Genomic DNA, 22,674 nt, shown 5'->3' with positions numbered 1-22,674 from the left:
AATGGAGTTTTCCTGATTTTTCAGCAGACAGACAGAGTCTTTTTTTGATATGATAGGAAAAGTGATTTATTATAAGTAGTATTTAATATCTATAACATTTGAAAGGTGTGCAAGACGTGGAGAAACAACTTGCAGGCTTGCCGGTACACGTTCATTTCGTAACAGAAATCCGTGAAGGGGCGAGGAAGGAAACCGTTGCTTTTGAAGCAAATGGTCAATACTATGTAAAAGGTCAAGGTACATATGTAACATTCCAGGAGCCGAACGAACAAGGCGAAGTGAAAACAATTATTAAAATTCAAGATGAACAAGTTCTCATTATGCGTTCAGGTGCTGTTTCTATGCGTCAGACGCATGTGAAAGGTGAATGGACAACTGGTACGTATACGAGTGAACTTGGTACGTTTGCATTGCAAACAAAGACTGATAACGTTCTTTTTAAATGGTCGGATGAAAAGAAAAAAGGACAACTCTTCTTAACTTACGCATTGCTTCTAAGTGAACAAGAAGCTGGCAGATATACTATTACAATTAATTTGAAGGAGGCAAAATAATGAATTCCTTAGAACAGGTAAAAGGATTGATTAAAGAAGAAATTCAGGCTGCTGTATTAAAGGCAGAATTAGCGACAGAAGAACAGATTCCAAACGTTGTATTAGAATCTCCAAAAGATAAAACAAATGGTGACTTCTCTACAAATATGGCAATGCAACTTGCACGCGTTGCAAAAAAAGCACCTCGAATGATTGCAGAAGAACTAGTTGCAAACTTTGATAAAGCAAAAGCTTCTATTGAAAAAATCGAAATCGCTGGTCCTGGTTTTATTAACTTCTATATGGATAATAGCTATTTAACAGATTTAATTCCAACAATCGTAAACGCTGGTGAAGCTTACGGTGAAACGAATACTGGTAAAGGTGAAAAAGTACAAGTTGAGTTCGTATCTGCGAATCCAACAGGTGACCTTCACTTAGGACATGCACGTGGTGCGGCAGTAGGTGACACTTTATGTAACCTATTAGCAAAAGCAGGCTATGATGTATCTCGTGAGTACTACATTAATGATGCTGGTAACCAAATTCATAACTTAGCTCTTTCTGTTGAAGCTCGTTACATGCAAGCTTTAGGCTTAGATAAAGAAATGCCAGAAGACGGTTACCATGGTGCGGATATCATTGGAATCGGTAAACGTTTAGCTGAAGAATTCGGCGATCGTTATGCGAAAGCTGATGAAAAAGAAAGCTATGAATTCTACCGTGAGTACGGTTTAAAATATGAATTAGCAAAACTTCAAAAAGACTTAGAAAGCTTCCGTGTTAAATTTGATGTATGGTTCTCAGAAACATCACTATACAAAAACGGAAAAATCGATCAAGCTCTTGCCGTATTAAAAGAGCGCGAAGAGATCTTTGAAGAAGATGGAGCAACTTGGTTCCGTTCAATGACTTACGGTGACGATAAAAACCGTGTATTAATTAAAAACGACGGTTCTTACACATACTTAACGCCAGATATCGCTTATCACCGTGATAAATTAGAGCGTGGTTTTGATAAGTTAATCAACATTTGGGGTGCTGACCACCACGGTTACATTCCTCGTATGAAGGCTGCTATTCAAGCACTTGGTTACGATAAAGACACGCTTGAAGTAGAAATCATCCAAATGGTACAACTGTATCAAAACGGTGAAAAAATGAAGATGAGTAAGCGTACGGGTAAAGCAGTTACACTTCGTGAGCTTATGGAAGAAGTAGGCGTGGACGCAATGCGTTACTTCTTCGCAATGCGTAGCGGTGACTCTCATTTAGACTTTGATATGGACTTAGCGGTATCAAAATCTAATGAAAACCCAGTATACTATGCACAATATGCTCATGCTCGCGTATGCAGTATCCTTCGTCAAGGCGAAGAATTAGGATTAGCTGCAGATGGAGATGTGAACTATAAACTTGTTACTTCTGAGAAAGAAGTAGAGTTACTGAAAAAACTTGGTGAATTCCCAGCTGTAGTTGCGGATGCAGCACAAAAACGTCTGCCACACCGTATTACAAACTATGCATTTGAATTAGCAGCAACATTACACAGCTTCTACAATGCGGAAAAAGTATTAAACCAAGATAACTTAGAATTAAGTAAAGCTCGTTACGAGTTAATGAAAGCAGTACGCACTACACTTCAAAATGCATTAGCAATCGTAGGAGTATCTGCACCAGAAAAAATGTAATGAAGAAAAGCGGAAGCGGGCTTTCGTTTTTAAATAAAAGGCAATCACACGATGTTGTGATTGCCTTTTTATGTGGAGATAATAAAAAAAATAAAATTTTATCAAACAAAAGGGGAATTTGCGTCGTCTTATGTAAATGTTAGGAGGCTTATGATGGAAGAAAAGATAGAAGAATTAATTGATATATATAAGAAGCAAATATATTCCTTATGCTATAAATTAGCGAAAACGAAAGAAGATGCGGAAGATATTTTTCAAGAGACGTGGATAAAGGTTTTTTCATCAAGGCACCAACTTTCTTATGTGGATAATTATAAAAAGTGGATTACTACAATTTGCGTTCGTACATTTTATGACTTTTACCGCAAGAAGAAAAGATGGAAAAATCGCGTATTAGATTTATTTCATAAAGAAGGTGGTGGAGAAGTAGAGTTTGTAGATGATGTGAATATATCAGAGGAAATCATTCAAAAGGTAGAAGCCGAAATGATACGGGAAGTTATACAGTTATTAAATGAAAAATATAAAACGGTACTCGTACTCTATTACTATGAACAATATTCTTACAAGGAAATGAGTGAAATATTAAATATACCAATTGGTACGGTAAAGTATCGGCTTAATTATGGGAAAAAGAAAATGCGAGAACATTTGGAGGGGTTCGTTCATGAGGGAAGATAAACTTGAACAGAAAATAAAGAGCAGTTTAGCAGGAGAGATAATTCCAAGCGAAGAGCTAATCAATAACACGAAGCAGGGTGTGCGAAAGGCTCAGAAGTTAGAGAAGAGGTGGCTAATTAGTATTCATGCCATTTGGATTGTTTTGTTAACAATTGTTATAGAACAATTTATCACTCATTTGGATCATAAAACTCCTATGCTGATAGCAAGTTTGATTATGATGCACGTATACATTCCGATATATGTTGTAATACAGTCATTTTTAAAGAAGGAGTATAAATTACATGATAGAGTTCGCTAATCCATTTGTAGTATTTGAGATAGCTGGAATTACAATGTTTTTGGCTTTTATAGCACTTTTAATATGTGTTGCATCATGGGTATATACAGATGCTAAAGCACATCAAATGAGCAAAGGATGGAGTATTTTAGCAGTTATATTGCCATTCTTTATTGGATTTTTATTATATATGGTAAGAAGAAGTAAAAAGAAGGTTGAAGGAGAATGTAAGGTGAATTTTGTTAAAAAACAGAAAGTAACATTAGTTGCGATATTGGCAAGTACAATGTTTGTATTACTTAGTGGTTTTACTTTTGCACAAACGTTAGATGATGCGTGGAGAGCAGGAGATATATATTTAGAAAATGAGAAGCAAGGGAAAACAAGTTACGAGGCAAAATTCTCATCATGGGATATTGCCGGTAAGGATATTAAATTTCAATATGAAAAGGATACAGAAGTGACATTTTCTTATGAGACAGATGCAAAACGAGGGAACTTATGTTTTAGTGTGTATGAAAGACAAGGAGAAGGTATAAAAGAGTTAAAGGAAATTTGTGAATCGAAAAAAGGTACTTTTACAGTTACTTTAAAAGCAAATGAAGAATATGTATTGAATATAAGCGGATTAAAAGTAAAAGATGGATTTGTAAAAGTGAATTGGGAAGAGAAATAAAAGGGGTCCTATAAAGGACCTCTTTTCTATTGAATAGTATAAGTAACAGAAAAACTAACAGGACTATAGTAAACGTAAGGTGCATGAAATTGAACATACATATTTCCATCTGTTTTTGCAGTGAAAATTCGGCCGTAACCATCAGAATAACGTCCAATAAGGTTATGATTTGAGTCATAAACACTGTAACTAGGAGTTTTGCTGTTAGGATGAATTGTTAGTTCTTGTCCTTTTTGAAGGAAAATAGGTTCTTGTTCAGAACTACCTCCAGTTTGCAAAGAATAAAATTTTGTAAAGCTTTGTTCTTGAGCGGCAGCAGCGACTTTTGTTTCAGGGATAAACGCAGTAGCTCCAGTAATTCCTGCTAAAGTTAATGCACCTGCTAAAATCATTTTTTTCATAATAGAAAAAGCCTCCTTATTAGTTGTAATCGTTTTTGTTACAATTAATATTGTATACGATAATGGGTAGGATAAAATATGCTTTTATGCATATATATTTTTTCTCAATAAAAGACCACTGATAAAATCAGTGGTCTTTTAAATGATTAAGCAGCTTTCTGTTCAGTTTGAGGAACAGGTTTTTGAAGCGAGTTATAAACTCCTGTTCCGATAACGTCTAATGCCATTCTCATTCGTTCAGGCGAAATGTTTTCTAATACGTTATCTTGAGGTGTATGGTATACCTTCTCAATATGATAGATTAATGGATTCCAACTATCGACACCCATCCAAATGAATAGAGCAGCAGGAATACCAGCTTCAGCAAATGGAACATGATCACTAGAACCGAATTTACCTTGTAGGACGAGTTCATTATTTAGTTGTTTACCTGCTTGCAAGGCAGCGTCTGTTACAAAGTTTGTAGAGCCATCAGGTGTCATAGCGTATAAATTCTTTGCTTTATCATAATTTGTTGCAACCATGTCGGCGTTAAAGACACCTAAAATACGGTCGCGTTCTTTTGGGGATAGACTATTCACGTAATAATCCGAACCAAGTAATCCAGTTTCTTCAGAACCAAAGGTAATAAAGCGAATTTCTTTATCAGTTTCTACATTTTGAAAAGCACGAGCTAGTTCTAATACTAATCCAGTTCCAGAAGCATTATCATTTGCGCCAGGTGCTCCGACAACACTATCATAGTGCGAGCTTACAACGACTGCTTTTTCATTACCTGTACTCTTTTTTGGTTTCTTTTTGGCGATAACATTTAGAGATGTTAATTTAGATTCATGTCTCGCTTTTAGGGAAAGAATTGTTGTCCCTTTTTTAGCGATTTCTTCTTTAAATGCATTTCCTTGTGCATAAGCAAGACCAAAGACAGGGATAGATTGCTTTTTCGTTAGGCGGGGATTGAAGGTTTGTCCATAATTTCCGCGTCCGCCAATTAAACTGTATAAAAGAACACCTTTTGCACCTTTGCTAATAGCATTTTCAACTTGTTTATTATAGTCTGTAACTGTCGTTCCTCTTTCAAATAAAACAATTTTACCGTTTACTTCATTTGGAATATCTTCTAATTTTGTCCCACCTTGAACAAAGATAAGGGGAGCTGTAACAGCTTCTGTAGAAATTAGTGCATTAGGAGAAGCACCAGCTTGCCAAGTACGTTTTGTTGATAGTGGTGATTCAATGAATCCAACGTATTGATCGGGCACCTGAAATGGTTGATATTCTACGTCATAGCCCATTGATTTAAGCTGCATACCAATGTAACGAGAAGCCCATTCTTCAGATTTTGTCCCACCGGGGCGAGGACCAATTGTTTCAGACAAGAAACGAACATGTTCAATCGCGCGGTTTGGATCAATCTGTTTTGTAATAGATGGAGTTTGTGTAACCTCTGACGTGGAATCCGCTTTCGCTTGCCCGATTGGAGCTAAGCTAACAGCGAGTGATACAGCAAGCAAAGAGCTTACTATTTTTTGTTTCAATGATTTTCTCATTTTTTCCTCTCCTATTCTTCTATTCTCTCTGACTGACAAAAGAAGACGGATAATGACTTTATTTTACCTTCGCGCCTTTTGTTTTTCAATATTCTGACATTGATAAATAAAAACGATATATGCATATTTGCATATTTTTGAGGGAGATATGTATGCTATCATTTTAAACGAAGGTTCGCTTTCTACTCTGAAAGCTCCTACATTGCATGAATCTAGTGTACCCAAACTTTAGATTATGTAGAGGAATGGAATCACTGTAGGGTTTCATTTCTCATGTTTGAATCAGTTGATGGTAATTATGTTTCCGCATTTCATAATTATTATCAGTGATATATGTAAGGCATCCATATGAAAATAAGAGGCTGTTCAAAGGTTTTCCGTACTTTTGGGCAGCCTCACCCCGTTAAAAGGACGATACTTTATGTATCGTCCTTTTTGTATAAAAAAACATCCAATCAATTGAGAGATTGATTGGATGTGAAAAAATTATTAATAATTTTTTTTGCGTTTTGTAGCTAAAATACTTAATAATCCAGCTAGTAGAAGAACGATACCTACTGTTTGTGTAGGGTCTTCTTTATGACCTGTATTTGGAAGGTGTTTATCCGTATTTTGATCATCTTGCTGTTTGTTATCTGTTTTATTCGATGTTTCTTCAGAAGTTCCGTTTTCGTGTTTCTCAGATTTCTCATTGCCTTTGTTTTCTTCTTTATTTGGAGGAGTAACTGGCTTGTCATCTCCACCTGAAGAAGATTCAATTTTTTTATTTGAAACTGTAATTTGTAGTGGTGAAGCTTGGGCTTTTTCAATAGTAAAGCTTATTGGTGATGCATCTAATTGATAGCCTTCAGGAGCTTTTGTTTCCACTAGTTGATAATTACCAGGTTTCAAATCATTTACGATTAATTTACCATGCCCATCTGTTTTTAAACCTTCTCGTACTACTTTTCCATCTTGGTCTAAAATATTGAAAATGGCACCTTCAAGTGTTCCGTGGTGATCAATATCAACTTTAGTTAACTCAATTGAACCTGTTGTTAAACTATTTAAAGCTATAACAGAGGTAATCTGAGATTGTCCTTTCGTAATTGTGAAAGGAATTGGTTTAACGTTTAAATCATAGCCAGTGGGAGCTTTCGTTTCAATGAACTGATAATCTCCCGGACGTAAATCAGAAACAGAAATCTTCCCATCTTTATCAGTAGTTAAATCTGAACGAACATCCTTGCCGTCCATATCTACAATTTTAAAGATAGCCCCTTCAAGAGTAGTACCGTCGATGTCATCAACTTTAGTTAATTCAACTGTGCCCTTAGTTAAGCTATTCGTAGCAGTAACAGAGGCGATTTTTTCTTGGCCTTTTTTAACTGTGAACTTAATAGGTGTTTCGTTTAAGTCATAGTGTTCAGGAGCTTTTGTTTCGATAAACTCATAGTGTCCTGGTGGTAATTCATCAATGACTAAACGGCCGTTTTTATCAGTAGTTAAATCGGTACGGACGTCATGCCCATCCTTGTTAACAATTTTAAATACTGCACCTTCAAGTGTTGTGTTTTCTTCAACATCATCAACTTTAATTAACTCCACACTACCTTTCGTTAAGCTATTAATAGCTGTAACGAAGACATGCTTTGTTTGACTTCTTTCGATTGTGAATTTAATTGGTTCTTCATTTAAGTCGTAATGTTTAGGAGCTTTCGTTTCAATAAATTGATAGTCTCCTGGCTGTAAGTCTTTCGCGATGATTTTTCCGTCTTTATTGGTAACTAAATTCGTACGAATGTCGTTACCATTCATATCAGTAATTTTAAATACCGCACCTTCTAGCATTTCTTTCTTATCTATAGAGTCAACTTTAGTTAATTCCACGCCACCTTTTGTTAGGCCATTCTTAGCAGTAACAGAAACGGGAGATAGTTGACTTCTCTCGATAGTGAAGCTGATAGGTGTTTTATTTAAATCGTAATCTTTCGGAGCTTTCGTTTCAATGAATTGATAGTCTCCAGGGCGTAAGTTTGTAGCAGTAATCTTACCATCTTTATCAGTAGTTAAATCCGTGCGAACAATTTTACCATTCGCATCAATGATGTTAAACACTGCATCAGAAAGTTTTGTATCTGGATTTATATCATCCACTTTTATTAATTCTACAGAACCCTCAGTTAAGCTATTTGTAGCAGTAACTTGGAGCTTTTCTTTTTGGCTTTTCTTAATTGTAAACTTAATAGGTTTACTATCTAATTTATAGTGTTCAGGAGCTTTCGTTTCAATAAACTGATAGTCCCCAGGGCGTAAATCAGAAACAGAAATTTTTCCATCTACATCTGTTGTAAGCTCAGTGCGAATGTCGTTACCATTCATATCAGTAATTTTAAATATCGCATCTTTAAGAGCGGTACCATCTACATCATCCACTTTAGAAAGTTCCACAGCGCCTTTCGTTAAGCTATTTGTAGCTGTAACGGAGATAGGATCAGCTTGGCTCTTTGTGATTGTGAATGGAATTGGCTCTTTGTTTAAATCATAGTGTTTCGGAGCCGTTGTCTCGATGAATTGATAATCACCAGGACGTAGGTCAGAAACGCTAATTTTACCTTGTTGATTCGTAACAAGCTCTTTGTGAATTACGGTGCCATTCATATCCACAATTTTAAATACTGCGCCTTCAAGAGTAGTGCCATCGACGTCATCCATTTTAGAAAGTTCCACGCCGCCTTTTGTTAAACTATTTTTCATAGTAACGGTAGCAATATCTTTTTGGCTTTTTTCAATTGTAAATATAATTGGTTTTTTGTCTAAATCATAGTGTTCAGGAGCCGTTATTTCAACGAATTGATACGTACCAGGACGTAAGTTTTCGATAACGATTTTACCTTCACTGTTTGTTTTTAAATCTGTTTTAAGTACTTTGCCATCTTGATCTAGTAAATTAAATACCGCATCGGCAAGTTTTGTTTGATTGTTTAAATCATCAACTTTAAGTAATTCGATACTACCTTGTTTTAAGCTATTTGTAGCAGTTAAAGAAATAGCTTTCTTCTGTCCTTTTTCAATAGTGAATTTGATTGGTGTTTCATCTAAAACGTAATGCTTCGGAGCTTTCGTTTCGATGAATTGATAATCACCAGGACGTAGGTCGTTAATTTCGATTATTCCTTGTTCATTTGTAACAAGGTCTTTATGAACTACATCACCATTCATATTAACAATTTTAAATACTGCATCTTTAAGAACAGTGCCATCAACATCATCTGTTTTAGAAAGTTTAACTGCACCCTTTGTTAAAGCATTTGTAGCAGTGACATGAAGAGTTTCAGTTTGGCTCTTTTTAATTGTAAATACGATAGGTTTTTTATCTAAATCGTAATGTTCAGGAGCAATTGTTTCAACGAATTGATACGTACCAGGACGTAGATTTTCAACAACAATTTTACCTTCATCATTTGTTTTTAAGCCTTCTTCAACCAACTCTCCGTCTGCATCTAATAAATTAAATACGGCATTAGCAAGTTTTGTATTTATATCAATATCGTCAATCTTTGTTAGTTCAACGCTACCGTTTTTTAAAGCATTTTTGCTTGTAACATTGATCTCTTTCGTTTGACTTCTTTCAATTGTAAATGGAATCGTTGTTTCATCTAATACATAGTGCTCAGGAGCTTTTGTTTCAATGAACTGATAGTCTCCAGGGCGTAAATGAGAAACAGAAATTTTACCGTTTTTATCTGTAACAAGATTCGTATGAACTTCCTTACCATTCATATCCACAATCTTAAAGATTGCACCTTCGAGCATCGTACGATCGATGTCATCGATTTTTGTTAATGTTACTGCACCTTTCTTTAAACTGTTAGTAGCAGTAACAGTAATATTCTCTTTTTGACTTTTTTCGATAGTGAACGGAATAGGGTCTTTGCTTAAGGTATAGTCTTTTGGAGCTTTCACTTCAACAAATTGATAGTCTCCAGGACGTAAATCAGAAGCAGTAATTTTACCGTTTGTATCAGTCGTTAAACCTTTGCGAATTACCTTTTTAGTATCATGAGCGTCAACGATTATAAATTCTGCACCTTCAAGAGTAGTGCCATCAACATCATCAACTTTTGTTAAAGTGACGCCACCTGTAAGTAAACTGTTTTTTATAGTAACAGGGATAGGAAGATCTTCCTTACTACCTTTTTTAATTGTGAACTTAATAGGTGTTTTGTCTAATTTATAATGTTCAGGGGCTTTTGTTTCGATAAATTGATAATCCCCTGGTGCTAAATCAGGAATAACTAATACTCCGTGACCATCTGTTGTTAAATCTTTCATAATTTCTTTGCCAGTTGTGTCTTGCAATGTGAATACAGCGCCGGCAAGAGCTTTACTACTTTCCACATCATCTTCTTTAATAAGTTTAACTTTTCCTTTCGTTAAACTATTTTTGAAAGTAATAGGGATGAGTTTTTGTTGGCTCTTTTCAATTGTAAATTCAATAGGTTCTTCATTTACATCGTAATAAGTAGGAGCCTTTGTTTCGATTAGTTTATAATTACCTGGACGTAAGTCTTGTACTACTAATTTACCGTCTTTATTGGTAGTAAGTTCCGTACGAACATCCTCGCCTTTGTCATTAATTATTTTAAATACCGCACCTTCAAGGGTTTCCTTAGCATTTACATCATCAACTTTTGTTAATTCAATACCGCCTTTTATTAAGCTGTTAGTAGCAGTAACGTTAATAGCAGTTGCTTGACTTACCTTAATTGTAAATTCAATCGGTGTTTTATTTAAGGCATAATGCTCCGGAGCTTTTACTTCGATAAATTTATAGTTACCTGGACGTAAACCAGTAGCAATAATTTTACCTTCCTGATTCGTAACTAATTCTGTACGGACATCCTCATTTTTGTTATTAACAATTTTGAATACGGCACCTGTAAGTGGAGTGCCATCAACATCATCGATTTTTATTAGCTCAACATCGCCTGGTAGTAGACTATTTTCAGCTGTAATAACAATTGGTGTTTTTTGACCTTTTTCAATTGTAAATTCAATTGGTGTTGATCGCAGTTCATAATGTTCAGGAGCTTTCGTTTCAATAAATTTATATTTGCCTGGACGTAAGTCAGAAGCTTTAATAGTTCCGTTTTTATCGGTAGTTAAGTCCGTACGCACGTCTTCGTTTTTTTTATTAACGATTTTGAATATAGCTCCAGCAAGAGGAGTCTTTTTATCAAATTCGTCGATTTTTAATAACTCAACGGCACCTGTTGTTAAACTGTTTTTTGCAGTAATTGGAATGATACTTGTTTGACTTTTTTCAATTGTAAATGGAACTGGTTCTTTATTTAACTCATAGTATTTAGGTGGTGTTGTTTCAATAAATTGATACTCACCAGGCTCTAAATCTTCAACGGTTAAAGTTCCATCTTTTTCTGTTTTTAAGTTTGTACGCACGTCTTCGTTCTTGTTGTTAACAATTTTGAATACCGCACCTTCAAGAGTATTGCCATCTACATCATCAACTTTTGTTAAAGTAACACCACCTTTAATTAAAGTGTTTTTTGCTTTAATAGAAGCAGCTGTAGTTTGGCTTTTTTCTATTTCGAATAGGATAGGTGTTTTGTCTAATTCATAGTGCTCAGGAGCTTTTGTTTCGACAAATTGATATTTACCAGGACGTAAATCTTTTGCTTCGATTTGTCCATGTTCATTTGTTGTTAATTTCTCATATCCAGGAATATTTTTTCCGTTGCGATCTTGAACAGTAAACTCTGCCCCTGCTAAAGTTTTATTATAATTATCCACTTTTGTTAAAAGAGCAGATCCTTTAGTTAAACTATTTGTCGCAGTTAGATTTACTACTGTTGTTTGATCTATAGAGATAGTAAACGGAATAAGTTTGCTATCTAATTGATAATGCTCAGGAGCCTTCGTTTCTTGTAAGTAGTAAGTTCCTGGTTTTAGTTTATCTATAATAATTTGTCCGTTATTATTTGTTGTTAATTCTTTGTGTTCTGGAATTACTTTTTTATCTTTATCCAGTAGTGTGAAAATAGCGCCTTGTAGTGTTGCGTTTTTGTTCAGGTCATCAGATTTTGTTAAAACTACTTTCCCGACAAATTTCTTATTTGCAAGTTTATATGTTGTAGTCTCTTGTGTACCAAGTTCAACAATTTTCCCTTGTTTTAAATCCCAGCTAATTACATAGCCTTCAGGAGCCTTTGTTTCTTTTAATAAATATTTATCACGTTTTAAATTATTAAATTTAGCGATACCGTCTTTGTCTGTTGTAATTTTACGGATAACAGTTTTACCTGTACGATCGTATAAAGTAAATTCTGCCCCAGCTAATAGTACGTTCTTATTGTCGTTATCTACCTTTATAATTTCAAGGTTTCCACGACCTTTGGTAGCAGATCCTCCACCTGAACCAGAAGACATTCTCACTTCAATTGTTTCAGTAGTTTCTGTGTTTTTAACTGTCAACTTATTGCCTGTGATTTTCGCTTTATTACTTACTTTTTCTTTATCGTCTGCATTAATAAGTGAGCGATATTCTAAAATATAAGCTCGATCAATTTTTTTCAAGAAGGCAATTTCGAAATGTTGCTTTCCGGTATTATTGTCTGTTGTTATTTTGAGTTTATAGTCTGTTCCTTCTTTTAATTCGTTTACTTTATCTTTTGTTAAATTTCCATATGGATCAACAGTTGTAGGATATAAGTGGAATGAATCTTCCACAATTACCTGATTTTCGGTTGGGTCATCTGTTACAACCGCATCCGCAATGGTTGATTGGCTTTCGTTAATTGCGATACTCCAATTAATATAGTTGTCGTCTTGCACAGCTTTTTTAGTAACAAAGCTGCCACCTTTATTTACTTGAGTGTCACCTGTAAGGGTGTTTACAATTTTAGAGCCATCTTTTAAATCTGCCTCATTTTTGTAGGTACCTTGGATAAGTTCACCATCAAGGCTTGTTTTAAAGATAATATAGTAGGGTGAATTAATTGATTGTTTGAAATGAACCTTTAGGGTGTTTTTATTTTTCTCTGTAGGTTCTTCAAGTTCATATTTCTCAGTTGGTACAGCATTACCAGGTTGTGCATTATCAGGATTTCCATTTAAAATCATGTCGCGCACTTCAATGGATCCAGGAACTAACTTTTGTTTATCTTGTATTACGTCTATAACGTAAGGATCTTTAATCTCAACGTTATTATAGTTAAAGCCTATTATCCAAGTAATTTCCTTCGTTTGGGCGTTATAAGAACCGTATTTATAACCATTTGCCTTTGTGAAAGTATCAGGATCGAAATTAGCTTCAACTTTATTTGATTGTGGATTAGAATCCGTATCTATCCAAGATAGGTTACCTGTATTTTTAAATGAAGTTTTACCACTTTCTAGCTTTGTATAATCAAAGTCTGTCGTATATTTTACGACTAATGTCTTTGTCATATTAGACTGATATGTACCTATAAGAGTAATTGTAAAGCCTTTATCTGTTGCATCTAAAACATAGTCAGTCCCAGCTTGAAGGATATAATTTCCGTCTTTAATTTCTAGTTTTTTATCTTTTAATTGTAATCCACCGTGATCAAAGGTGTCCGTAATGATCGCTTTGTTTAATGGATAGTTGTTATTATTTACTATAATTGTCCAAGTTGTTGTTTTGTCTTTATAATTTGTTTCAGCTTTATTATTAGATTTAATAATATTTTGCTGCTTGAAGCTAGCTTCATTTTCTTTACTTGAATCATTATCAGCTGTAACTTTATTTTTTACTTTTCCATCTTCTATAACTTTATTAGTTGGCTTGGTTTTATAGGTAATCACATAAGCACTATTAATATCATTGTTAAACTGTAAATCGAATCCATTCTTCTTGTTACTTACAGTGTAATTATTAACAGCGTCACCTGTTACAAGCGTTCCTTTTTCATTATATGAAGCGTTTTTTACAACAATAGAATTTGCATCTAGTTCGTGTGTATCGTCAAAAATATCTTTTAAAATCGCATCTGCTTTTTTGATCTCTCTTTGATCACCATTGTAAGTAATTGTCCACTCAATTGTTTGCGTCTTTGGATCATATTTACTTGTTTTATTTAAGTGTGTACCACGAGAAACCGTTACAGTAGAGCTTGCGTTTTGTTGCTTTTGATTATCACTCGTTATCGTAACGTTATTTCGGAAACTTTTAATATTTTCATCAGTAATTTTTGTGGCATATTCGATTTGATATGCTTTATTGATAGAATCTTTAAAAGCAATCTCCAATTTTGAGCCATCTGATGAAATAATATTGTAATCTGTTGGCTCAGCTTCTGCACCACGCGTTACATTCCCATTAACATCAACTTCTAAATAATAAACTTTAATAGAATCTTTATTTAAGTTTGTACCTTGTGGAATGCTATCTTTAAAAATAGCGTTTTTAAGGGTGTCTTGCGTTTTGTTCATCTCTACTTTCCAATTAATTTCATTTGTATTAATTGGTCTATCAGGTAATCCTTTTTTATTCGTAGCTGTTTGTACATTAGGCTTAAAGTCAACTGTAATAGAAACATCCTTATCTTTAATTGGGAAAGGAATTTCTTGTGTTGTTGTACCTTTAATTTCAGCTCTATTAAATTCTGTCTTTAATTGTAGGTTACCAGCAACATCTGGATGCTCTTCAACATAATCGTTGAATGTCATCGTGACTTTTCCATCTTTTGTAACAGTAAAATTACCAATTTGATGGTTTTCACTATCATATAAAGGACTGTTAATTGTATTGTAAATCTTAAAATGTTTAGGAAGATCAAAAATATAGTAATCTCCATTTTTCACATTCATTGATTTTAAAAGTTCCCATGTAAACTCAATATTGGCAGGGGAATCTGTACTTGGACGGTTATCCTCTGTAAATGGTTTTCCGTCTTTATCCGTCAACTTTACACCGGTTAAAATGTTTGTTGTTATTTGCTTTGGACCTGAATTTGTATTCTCAGCAGGGTCGCTTGCTAGCTTTTGTTCTGGATTGTCAGTAGCAATTTTAGCTGCTAGGTTTTGTTCCGGATTATCAGTGGCAGTTTTAGCTGCTGGGTTTTGTTCCGGATTATCAGCGGCAGTTTTAGCTGCTGGGTTTTGTTCCGGATTATCGGTAACAGTTTTAGTTGCTGGGTTTTGTTCCGGATTATCGGTAACAGTTTTAGTTGCTGGGTTTTGTTCCGGATTATCAGTAACAGTTTTAGTTGTTGGATCTTGCTCCGGATTGTCAGTAACAGGTTTAGCTACTGGATCTTGCACTGGTTTATTAGTATCCTGTTTGGTGCCATCTTCTTTAGAGTCTTCTACCTGAACAGGAACTGATATAGGCTGAACCATTGTTCCTAAAGGAAAAGCGATTTGAACTGATTTTTCCCCAGTTTTTAAAGTTGAGTTAAACACGGTATCAACTTTAATTTTTCCTTTAGCGTCTTTCAAATTTTCTACTTGATCATTAAATATTAATTTTAATTTATTATCTTTAGCTGTTATAAAATATTGACCAATATTTTTTTGATCTGTTACTAAATCCCCTTGCAAATCTTTAGATACTTTTAATGCAAGTGGTATTTGAACTACTGCTGTATCATTTGCGTGTGCAACTTGTTGATCCTTTATTGACCAAGCGTATTCTACTTCAATGGTTGATCCTATCTTTACTAAGTTGCTAGGATTTTTTGCTTCGTCAATAATATGATTCGTTGCATCTTTCATTTCAACAGTGTCAAATAAGGAATCTCCTGTTAACGTTTCCGCTCTTACTTGATTGTATGGAAAACTAGCAAGTTGCGAAAATAGTACGAATACAATTAAACATACATTAAAAAGTTTTTTCATTTTTCCTCCTCTGAACATTCATTTGTCCATTGGGGACTTATTCCACATGAACAAATGGAATATTAAAAGTATTTGTTATAAGCTATTTATTTTTGTTATCCCTCCGTTTCTATACGCGTTCTCAGACAAACAGGATTATGTTCAAAGTAAAATTGTTTAACGTAAAACAAAATGTATATTTACACAGTTCTATGGAAATATACACAATTCGACAAAAAATGTCGAAAAAAATACTGATATAAAGAATGATATCAGACCTTCATATGTGAGATAGTTTTCATGTATATCTAGTAAAAAAGAATGGTTATAAAGGTAAGTTTTACGATACATACTAACCAAGGTAGTGTATCCCTTTGTGAAGGCTTATTTTTGCCTTAAAGTTATGTGGAAATAAAAATCTAGATAGGGTTGGTTTTGGTCAGAATGAAGACAATATGTACTTTGAAAATAGTCATTTATTTTGTCTAAAGAGAGTTGTGCGATTAGTGGACCGAAGTTGAAAGATGATAGTTTCTTACATTGTTAGAGAGATATAAGGATTACAGAATATTCGACTAACACGTTACTACGGTCATTTTTGAGCCTGTTTAAACAATAAGAAAGAAGGTGTTTTACTCCTTAGTTACAATATCTTTTTAGTAAAGATAAGCTTAAGTAACCTCCGCTAAAGATTATATACTTAAATGATAAAGAGTTCAACAATAGTTCACATATTTTCCCAAAAATAAAAACGGCTGTTTTATGTGGAATAAATCTACAAAACAGCCGTTTTTGGTATTAGATTTCTGTTAAAATTATTGGTTCACCGCGTGTTACGACAACGGTATGTTCACATTGTGCAACAAGACTTTTATCAGGTGTAACGAATGTCCAACCGTCGTCACCACGCTCAATAATATGATCAGCTTTCATAGAGATGAACGGTTCTACAGCGATAACAAGACCGTCTTTTAGAAGCGCATTATCCATTGGATCATAGTAGCTTAAAATGTGATTTGGTGCTTCATGTAAGCTAAGACCAATGCCGTGACCAGTTAAGTTTTGAATAACATTGTACCCACTTTTATGTGCGAAGTTTGAAACAGCACGACCAATTTGATTTTGTTTTGAGCCAGCTTTAACCTTTTTCATTGCTGTCCAAAATGCATCAACCGCTGCTTGGCAAAGTTTTTCTTTTTCCTCGTCTTCTCCAAGTACAAATGAAATACCTGTATCTGCATAATAGCCATCAAGTGCAGCAGATACATCGACGTTTACTAAGTCGCCTTCTTTTAATACACGATCTCCTGGAATACCGTGAGCAACTTCTTCATTTACACTAATGCAAGTTACACCTGGAAAATCATATTCTTTTTCAGGTGCAGAAATAGCACCATGCTCATCTAATACTTTTTTACCGATCAAATCAAGCTCTTTCGTTGTCATACCTGGCTTCGCTTGTTTTTTCATTTCTTCACGTGCAAGCGCAACGATGCGGCCGATTTTTCGTAAGCCTTCTAAATCTTGTTCATTACGAATAATCATGAAAACCACTGTCCTTCCTCGAATATATATCTTATCCGATTGTATCATGTTTATTTTCGTCCTGCTACTCGCTTGCGGTATGCGGGTTGATTCCTCTCATAAAGAATACATGACAATTGTCATATCGATGTCATGACGCATCATACTGTTTCCTAAGTTTTCCAAGTAATACAATGTAAATATAAGAAACAGCGGGGGTGGAGAGATGGAAAAGATTATTGAAGTAAATGGTGTTTCTAAAACATTTAAACATAAAAGCGCAGTAAATAATGTTTCATTTCATGTAAATAAAGGGGAAATAGTAGCGTTACTTGGTCCGAATGGTGCGGGAAAAACAACGACGATGTCGATGATGCTTGGATTAAAGGATCCAACAGAAGGTAAGGTCTTTATATTTGGAAAGAGTCCAAAGCATAGGGATGTTCGTAATAGCTTCGGTGCGATGCTGCAAGAAGTAAGTGTCATTGATAGTATTACGGTGGAAGAGGCAATTGAGTTATTCCGTAGTTATTATACGAATCCTATAGCGAAAGAAACGTTACTGCAGTTATCAAATTTAGAATCAGAGCGAAAGCAAAGATGTGAGAAATTATCAGGTGGGCAAAAAAGAAGATTAAACTTTGCGCTTGCACTTGCGGGAAATCCGGATTTGTTATTTTTAGATGAGCCGACAGTCGGAATGGATATTACGTCTCGAAGAACGTTTTGGGAAACGATTCGAAAGTTAGCAAGTGAAGGGAAAACGATTATTTTAACGACGCATTATTTAGAAGAAGCAGATGCTTTAGCAAATCGTATCTTATTATTTGCGAACGGAAAGATTATCGCAGATGGTACACCAGACGAAATGAAAGCAACGATTTCGAGAAAAACAATCACATTTTATTCGAAGGAAAGCATTCCTACAAAATTACTAAAGGAATTACCAAATGTAACAGAAGTAAAGTCAAACGAAGGACGCTTCATTTTAACAACGGAGGATACGGATGTAACTTTAAAAGCCATTTATCAAAGGAGTTTACCTGTAACAGATGTTTCAGTTGAACGTGGAAGCCTTGATGAGGCATTTGAACAGTTTGTCGCAAATCAGAAGGAGGAAATCGCATGAGAGCGTTATGGATGCAGTGCAAAATAGAAATTTTACGTACATTCCGCAATAAATTATTTATCTTTTTCTCATTATTAATGCCTGTTATGTTTTACTACATTTTTACAAATGTTGTTCAAGTACCACAAAACGGAGATGCGTGGAAAGCACATTATTTAATTTCGATGGCAACTTTCAGTATTGTAGGGACTGCACTCTTTAGTTTCGGTGTGAGACTTTCTCAGGAAAGAGGGCAAGGATGGACACATCTTCTAAAAATTACACCGCTTCCAGAGGGAGCATATTTAACAGCAAAAATTATCGCTCAAACAGTAGTAAATGCTTTTTCAATATTAGTTATCTTTATTGCAGGGATACTAATTAATCATGTTGAGTTAACGGTAGGGCAATGGATTGGTGCGGGGTTATGGTTATTGTTAGGGGTAACACCATTTTTAGCGTTAGGAACAGTAATAGGTTCCATTAAGAAGGCGGACGCAGCTGCTGGCTTAGCAAATATTTTAAATATGAGTTTAGCTATAGTTGGCGGGTTGTGGATGCCGATTGAAGTATTCCCAAAAATATTAAGAACGATTGGTGAATGGACACCGACATACCATTTCGGAAGTGGTGCGTGGGATATTGTAGCTGGAAAATCAATTGGATGGGAAAATATCGCGGTATTAGGAGGTTATTTCCTTATATTTGTTGTAGTATCAATATATATAAGAAAAAGACAGGAAGCGGTATAAATGATAGAGAAGAAGAGGGTTGAGATTTTTCCGAAACATATGGGATTCTTTCCATACATGTGGTTTGTTTATCTATTATTTCCAATTTATCACTTAGCACAAGCATCAGGATGGAAGCTTGTGCTAGGAAGCGGTATGTTGATACTTTTTATTATTACATACCGTCAGCTATATTTTGTTCAGAGGACGTTTGTTTTTTGGGCATGCATTCAAATGATACTCATCTTTTTATTTGCTTTATTTTATAATCCTTTTATGATATTTTTTGGCTTTTTCACAGCAAGTGCGATGGGATTTGCGCCAAATAAGAAAGTATTTCGAGTGCTGTTATGTTCGTTAGTTATCATGCTTGGAGCATTTTTATTTGTAAATATGAATCAACTAACAACTACAAGTTTAGTAAATATCGTTCCGATGTTTATTTTAATGCTTCTTACGCCATTTGGTATGCGCAATTTTAATCAGAAAAAGATGTTAAAGAACCAACTGAATGAAGCAAACGAGCAAATTAAAGACTTAGTAAAACGTGAAGAACGGCAGCGGATTGCAAGAGATCTTCATGACACATTAGGACATACGTTATCTCTTATTACTTTGAAAAGCCAGCTTGTAGAGAAGTTAATTGTGAAAAATCCGGAGCGTGCAAGTGTGGAAGCGAAGGAAATTACACAAACGTCTCGTACAGCCTTAAAACAGCTGAGAGAATTAATTTCTGATATGCGTATGATTACGGTAGAAGAAGAGCTAGAGCAAATAAAAGCGATCTTACAAGCAGCTAATATTGAATTAGAAGTGAGGCAAGAAGCAAGATCGAGCTCGTTATCACCAATTGAACAAAATATTGTCGGGATGTGTTTACGTGAGGCCGTTACAAATGTTGTAAAACATAGTAAGGCAACGCGATGCGCAGTTTCTGTATTAGAATCGCAAGGTGAGCTGATTTTGAAAGTAGAAGATAACGGAATCGGTTTAACAGATCAAAATCATGATGGAAATGGTATCCGTGGCATGAAAGAACGAATTGCTCTTATTGATGGATTTGTTGAACTAGGTACAATCAATCCAGGGACGTTGTTAACAGTAAAAGTTCCAGTTGTTATTAGAACAGGAAAAGATGAGGTGAGGGCATGATCCGAATTATTATTGCAGAAGATCAGCGGATGCTTCGTGGTGCGTTAGGGGCTCTGCTTGATCTAGAAGATGATATCGAAGTAATTGGGCAAGCTGCGAACGGGGAAGAGGCGTTAAAATTAATTGAATCGTTAAAGCCAGATGTAAGTATTATGGATATTGAAATGCCGATTCAAAGTGGATTAGATGTTGCTGAAGCGTTAAAGAAAGAAAAATCATCATGCAAAGTAATGATTTTAACAACATTTGCACGGCCGGGATATTTTGAAAGAGCAATGAAAGCTGGTGTGCACGGCTATTTGTTAAAAGATAGCCCAAGTGAAGATTTAGCAGCAGCAATTCGTAATGTAATGAAGGGAAAACGAGAGGTCTCCCAAGATTTAATGTTCGGCCTATGGCAGGAGCAAAATCCGTTGTCAGATCGCGAAAAGGAAGTATTGTTGCTTGCGAAAGAAGGAAAGACGGCAAACGAAATTGCGAAGGCACTTTATCTTTCGCCGGGTACAGTGCGTAATTATATTTCTGAAGTATTAACGAAGCTCGATGCGAAAAATAGAATTGAGGCAATTACAATTGCAGAAGAAAAGGGTTGGATATGAAAAGAAGTTTACCTATGATTGGTAAACTTCTTTTTTTATTATTGTACCGCTATTACTTTATTTATTTTTTGTAACGGTTTGTAACCGTGTGCTTCAAATGCCTTTGCAAATTCATTTGATACGGCAGTTCCATATAAATCTTTTGCAGCTTGTACGATATGAGATTGAAGTGATTCAAAGTCTTCAGCGGAAGTTGCATAATTTTGCAATGTACGCATAACAACTTTACTTACTTTTTCATTTCCTTGCTTTTGAACAGCAACACCGTTATATGTTTTACCTTCAGCTAATTGATATAATACGTGACTGATAATACCAGAATTCACGTGTGATTCTTGATTATTACCATCGTTATAGAAATCTTGTAAATTTGTATATAATTTATGACCGCCGTCACCAATTTCCCTTGGGATATCACGAATTGTTAGGCCACCTAATGTATCGCCCATAATCCAGTTTCCTTTATCTTTCTTTACGTAATATTCGATTTGTGTACCCCAGAAATCCGCTAATCCCTCGTTTAGTGCAGATGTTTCAGCGCTTGGATATCTCACGACTTTATTTTTCGTCGTGCCACTGAATACAGCATGTCCAAATTCATGAGCTGTTACATCAAGAGCGGATGTTAGTTTTCCGTCTAAACCATCACCAAATACCATTTGGTTCCAAGCGGGATGCCAAAATGCATTTACATAGTCTTCTTTTACACCATCACTAACTTCAGTAGAATCAAAACCGTGTACACTAGCGACAACTTTTGAATCTTTATTGTCGTAACTTTTTAGATTATGTTCTTTCTTAAAGTAATCGTAAATATCACTCATGTTCTTCATAGCGCCCGCGGCTTCTTTATCTGCAAAATTAGGAGTACTACTTGAAATTAGTGTCCCTGGATAACCAGCTTGACTATATCCCCCGAGGGAATCGGCGTAGTTTGCATTATAAATATAAATACCATTTCCGCGTGATAAATCCGCTAAATAAAATTTTCCATCAGTTCCTTTGGCAATATTGAAATAGATGTTTTCTTGAAGTGCATTTTTCCCAGTTCCTTGCTCACTTGCGGGGGATAATCTAGGTGATGTTACTTGATTTATAGTCTTATTCTCTTTGTTTTTAATGAATTTTTCTTGGAAAAGTACTTCGCCAGTTTTTAAATCAACTATAGCATTGCCGTTTATAATTTGTTCATTGTTTTCATAAGTAAATGTAATAACAGTTGCGAATGTATAATAGCCATCTTTTTTCTTATAAACAACGGTTTCGCTAGAGAATTCTGTCTCAACTGCATCACTTGGAATTTGAACTATATCGCGTAATTTAGATTTTACTTCATTTTTCGACAAAAAATTTGTTATAGTAAGATTAGGTTGTTGATTTAAATTTTGAACAACTTTACCACTAACAGTTGTGATTACTCCATTTTTATCTACTTTTACAATGAGATCTTGGCCATATACTTTATAGTTTTTATATGTTTGTGCAAGGCGAACTTCGGTTTGATTTTCTTTGGTTTCTTTATTTGTAGGTTGGAAATCTACATTTTTTTCAGTAGTGACTTGTTCTTGTTGAGCTTTCGCCCCATTTACCTCACCTTTTAAATACTTTTTAGCAATATTTTCTTTCGTATCATTTTGAGGTTGTGTTAATTTACCGATTGTTAAACCAGGCTGAGCAATTTCAACTTTGACTGCACCTTTGTCTAATTCTTGAGCATGAATAGCTTCTGTTGATAAAGGGCAAAGAAGACCGAATGTAACGAAAGCACTAGCAAGTTTTCTATAATTCATCTATAACACTCCTAATCTATTATTGTATGTGAGATGAATTGTATGAAAAATTTGCCGAATTTTATATATATTATGCATTATTTCATATCAAAAATTGTCGAATTCACATTATTGTAGTGGT

At 34.9% G+C, this 22,674-nt stretch carries 14 protein-coding genes; 9 read left to right on the top strand and 5 right to left on the bottom strand.

Annotated features, from left to right (window positions below):
* Positions 1–116: 116 nt before the first annotated feature.
* The 5 genes from AC0OM3_RS19695 to AC0OM3_RS19675 all read left to right on the top strand — a co-directional run bounded on the left by AC0OM3_RS19695 (position 117) and on the right by AC0OM3_RS19675 (position 3,861).
* Positions 117–554: a YwiB family protein gene (locus AC0OM3_RS19695; RefSeq protein WP_000414867.1), complete on the top strand. Its 438-nt coding sequence runs from the start codon at positions 117–119 to the stop codon at positions 552–554.
* A complete protein-coding gene (argS, locus tag AC0OM3_RS19690; protein WP_001086444.1) occupies positions 554–2,224 on the top strand; it encodes an arginine--tRNA ligase in 1,671 nt (556 codons plus the stop codon). Before AC0OM3_RS19695 ends, argS begins: the two co-directional genes overlap by 1 nt.
* 153 nt (positions 2,225–2,377) lie before the next feature.
* Positions 2,378–2,905, top strand: coding sequence for an RNA polymerase sigma factor (locus AC0OM3_RS19685; protein WP_002164261.1), 528 nt, complete (start codon positions 2,378–2,380; stop codon positions 2,903–2,905).
* Positions 2,892–3,206, top strand: a complete 315-nt coding sequence (locus AC0OM3_RS19680; protein WP_001206382.1) for a hypothetical protein — start codon at positions 2,892–2,894, stop codon at positions 3,204–3,206. The genes AC0OM3_RS19685 and AC0OM3_RS19680 overlap by 14 nt, the downstream gene beginning before the upstream one ends.
* The gene (locus tag AC0OM3_RS19675) at positions 3,190–3,861 is read left to right on the top strand and encodes a hypothetical protein (RefSeq protein WP_000568891.1); all 672 of its coding nucleotides are present in this window, start codon (positions 3,190–3,192) and stop codon (positions 3,859–3,861) included. The genes AC0OM3_RS19680 and AC0OM3_RS19675 overlap by 17 nt, the downstream gene beginning before the upstream one ends.
* A 26-nt stretch (positions 3,862–3,887) precedes the next feature.
* Here the strand turns inward: AC0OM3_RS19675 and AC0OM3_RS19670 are convergent, their stop codons facing one another.
* The 4 genes from AC0OM3_RS19670 to map form a co-directional block, all read right to left on the bottom strand.
* The gene (locus tag AC0OM3_RS19670) at positions 3,888–4,262 is read right to left on the bottom strand and encodes a hypothetical protein (protein WP_000738221.1); all 375 of its coding nucleotides are present in this window, start codon (positions 4,260–4,262) and stop codon (positions 3,888–3,890) included.
* 146 nt (positions 4,263–4,408) lie between these two features.
* Complete coding sequence (locus AC0OM3_RS19665; protein WP_001232221.1) at positions 4,409–5,809, bottom strand: M28 family metallopeptidase; 1,401 nt, start codon at positions 5,807–5,809, stop codon at positions 4,409–4,411.
* Between the two features lie 489 nt (positions 5,810–6,298).
* A complete protein-coding gene (locus AC0OM3_RS19660; protein ID WP_474212766.1) occupies positions 6,299–15,670 on the bottom strand; it encodes a SpaA isopeptide-forming pilin-related protein in 9,372 nt (3,123 codons plus the stop codon).
* A gap of 777 nt (positions 15,671–16,447) precedes the next feature.
* The gene (gene map / locus AC0OM3_RS19655) at positions 16,448–17,242 is read right to left on the bottom strand and encodes a type I methionyl aminopeptidase (protein WP_139032807.1); all 795 of its coding nucleotides are present in this window, start codon (positions 17,240–17,242) and stop codon (positions 16,448–16,450) included.
* Between the two features lie 157 nt (positions 17,243–17,399).
* On the opposite strand from map, the gene AC0OM3_RS19650 reads away from it, so the two are divergent.
* The 4 genes from AC0OM3_RS19650 to AC0OM3_RS19635 are packed head-to-tail and all read left to right on the top strand — an operon-like array spanning position 17,400 to position 20,763.
* Positions 17,400–18,302 carry an ABC transporter ATP-binding protein gene (locus AC0OM3_RS19650; protein ID WP_474212764.1) on the top strand — a complete coding sequence of 301 codons (903 nt, stop codon included), beginning with the start codon at positions 17,400–17,402 and terminating at the stop codon, positions 18,300–18,302.
* Positions 18,299–19,033 carry an ABC transporter permease gene (locus tag AC0OM3_RS19645; protein ID WP_001202431.1) on the top strand — a complete coding sequence of 245 codons (735 nt, stop codon included), beginning with the start codon at positions 18,299–18,301 and terminating at the stop codon, positions 19,031–19,033. Before AC0OM3_RS19650 ends, AC0OM3_RS19645 begins: the two co-directional genes overlap by 4 nt.
* Positions 19,034–20,164 carry a sensor histidine kinase gene (locus tag AC0OM3_RS19640; RefSeq protein ID WP_474212762.1) on the top strand — a complete coding sequence of 377 codons (1,131 nt, stop codon included), beginning with the start codon at positions 19,034–19,036 and terminating at the stop codon, positions 20,162–20,164. It begins immediately after the preceding gene.
* A complete protein-coding gene (locus tag AC0OM3_RS19635; RefSeq protein WP_000619252.1) occupies positions 20,161–20,763 on the top strand; it encodes a response regulator transcription factor in 603 nt (200 codons plus the stop codon). The genes AC0OM3_RS19640 and AC0OM3_RS19635 overlap by 4 nt, the downstream gene beginning before the upstream one ends.
* A gap of 38 nt (positions 20,764–20,801) precedes the next feature.
* Here AC0OM3_RS19635 and AC0OM3_RS19630 read toward each other — a convergent pair whose 3' ends face one another.
* Entirely contained in the window at positions 20,802–22,553 is a 1,752-nt protein-coding gene (locus tag AC0OM3_RS19630) for a M4 family metallopeptidase (protein WP_001109502.1), read from the bottom strand.
* Between the last annotated feature and the right edge of the window lie 121 nt (positions 22,554–22,674).

Source organism: Bacillus sp. FAU20 (genome assembly GCF_056033865.1).
Note: the sequence above shows the minus strand (reverse complement) of the source record. Positions and strands in the feature narration are given on the sequence as shown.

What these genes read in the sequence shown, in the direction of transcription:
- argS (WP_001086444.1), top strand. Translation starts at nt 554, where the DNA reads ATGAATTCCTTAGAACAGGTAAAAGGATTGATTAAAGAAGAAATTCAG.
- AC0OM3_RS19685 (WP_002164261.1), top strand. Translation starts at nt 2,378, where the DNA reads ATGGAAGAAAAGATAGAAGAATTAATTGATATATATAAGAAGCAAATA.
- AC0OM3_RS19680 (WP_001206382.1), top strand. Translation starts at nt 2,892, where the DNA reads ATGAGGGAAGATAAACTTGAACAGAAAATAAAGAGCAGTTTAGCAGGA.
- AC0OM3_RS19675 (WP_000568891.1), top strand. Translation starts at nt 3,190, where the DNA reads ATGATAGAGTTCGCTAATCCATTTGTAGTATTTGAGATAGCTGGAATT.
- AC0OM3_RS19670 (WP_000738221.1), bottom strand. Translation starts at nt 4,262, where the DNA reads ATGAAAAAAATGATTTTAGCAGGTGCATTAACTTTAGCAGGAATTACT.
- AC0OM3_RS19665 (WP_001232221.1), bottom strand. Translation starts at nt 5,809, where the DNA reads ATGAGAAAATCATTGAAACAAAAAATAGTAAGCTCTTTGCTTGCTGTA.
- AC0OM3_RS19660 (WP_474212766.1), bottom strand. Translation starts at nt 15,670, where the DNA reads ATGAAAAAACTTTTTAATGTATGTTTAATTGTATTCGTACTATTTTCG.
- map (WP_139032807.1), bottom strand. Translation starts at nt 17,242, where the DNA reads ATGATACAATCGGATAAGATATATATTCGAGGAAGGACAGTGGTTTTC.
- AC0OM3_RS19650 (WP_474212764.1), top strand. Translation starts at nt 17,400, where the DNA reads ATGGAAAAGATTATTGAAGTAAATGGTGTTTCTAAAACATTTAAACAT.
- AC0OM3_RS19645 (WP_001202431.1), top strand. Translation starts at nt 18,299, where the DNA reads ATGAGAGCGTTATGGATGCAGTGCAAAATAGAAATTTTACGTACATTC.
- AC0OM3_RS19640 (WP_474212762.1), top strand. Translation starts at nt 19,034, where the DNA reads ATGATAGAGAAGAAGAGGGTTGAGATTTTTCCGAAACATATGGGATTC.
- AC0OM3_RS19635 (WP_000619252.1), top strand. Translation starts at nt 20,161, where the DNA reads ATGATCCGAATTATTATTGCAGAAGATCAGCGGATGCTTCGTGGTGCG.
- AC0OM3_RS19630 (WP_001109502.1), bottom strand. Translation starts at nt 22,553, where the DNA reads ATGAATTATAGAAAACTTGCTAGTGCTTTCGTTACATTCGGTCTTCTT.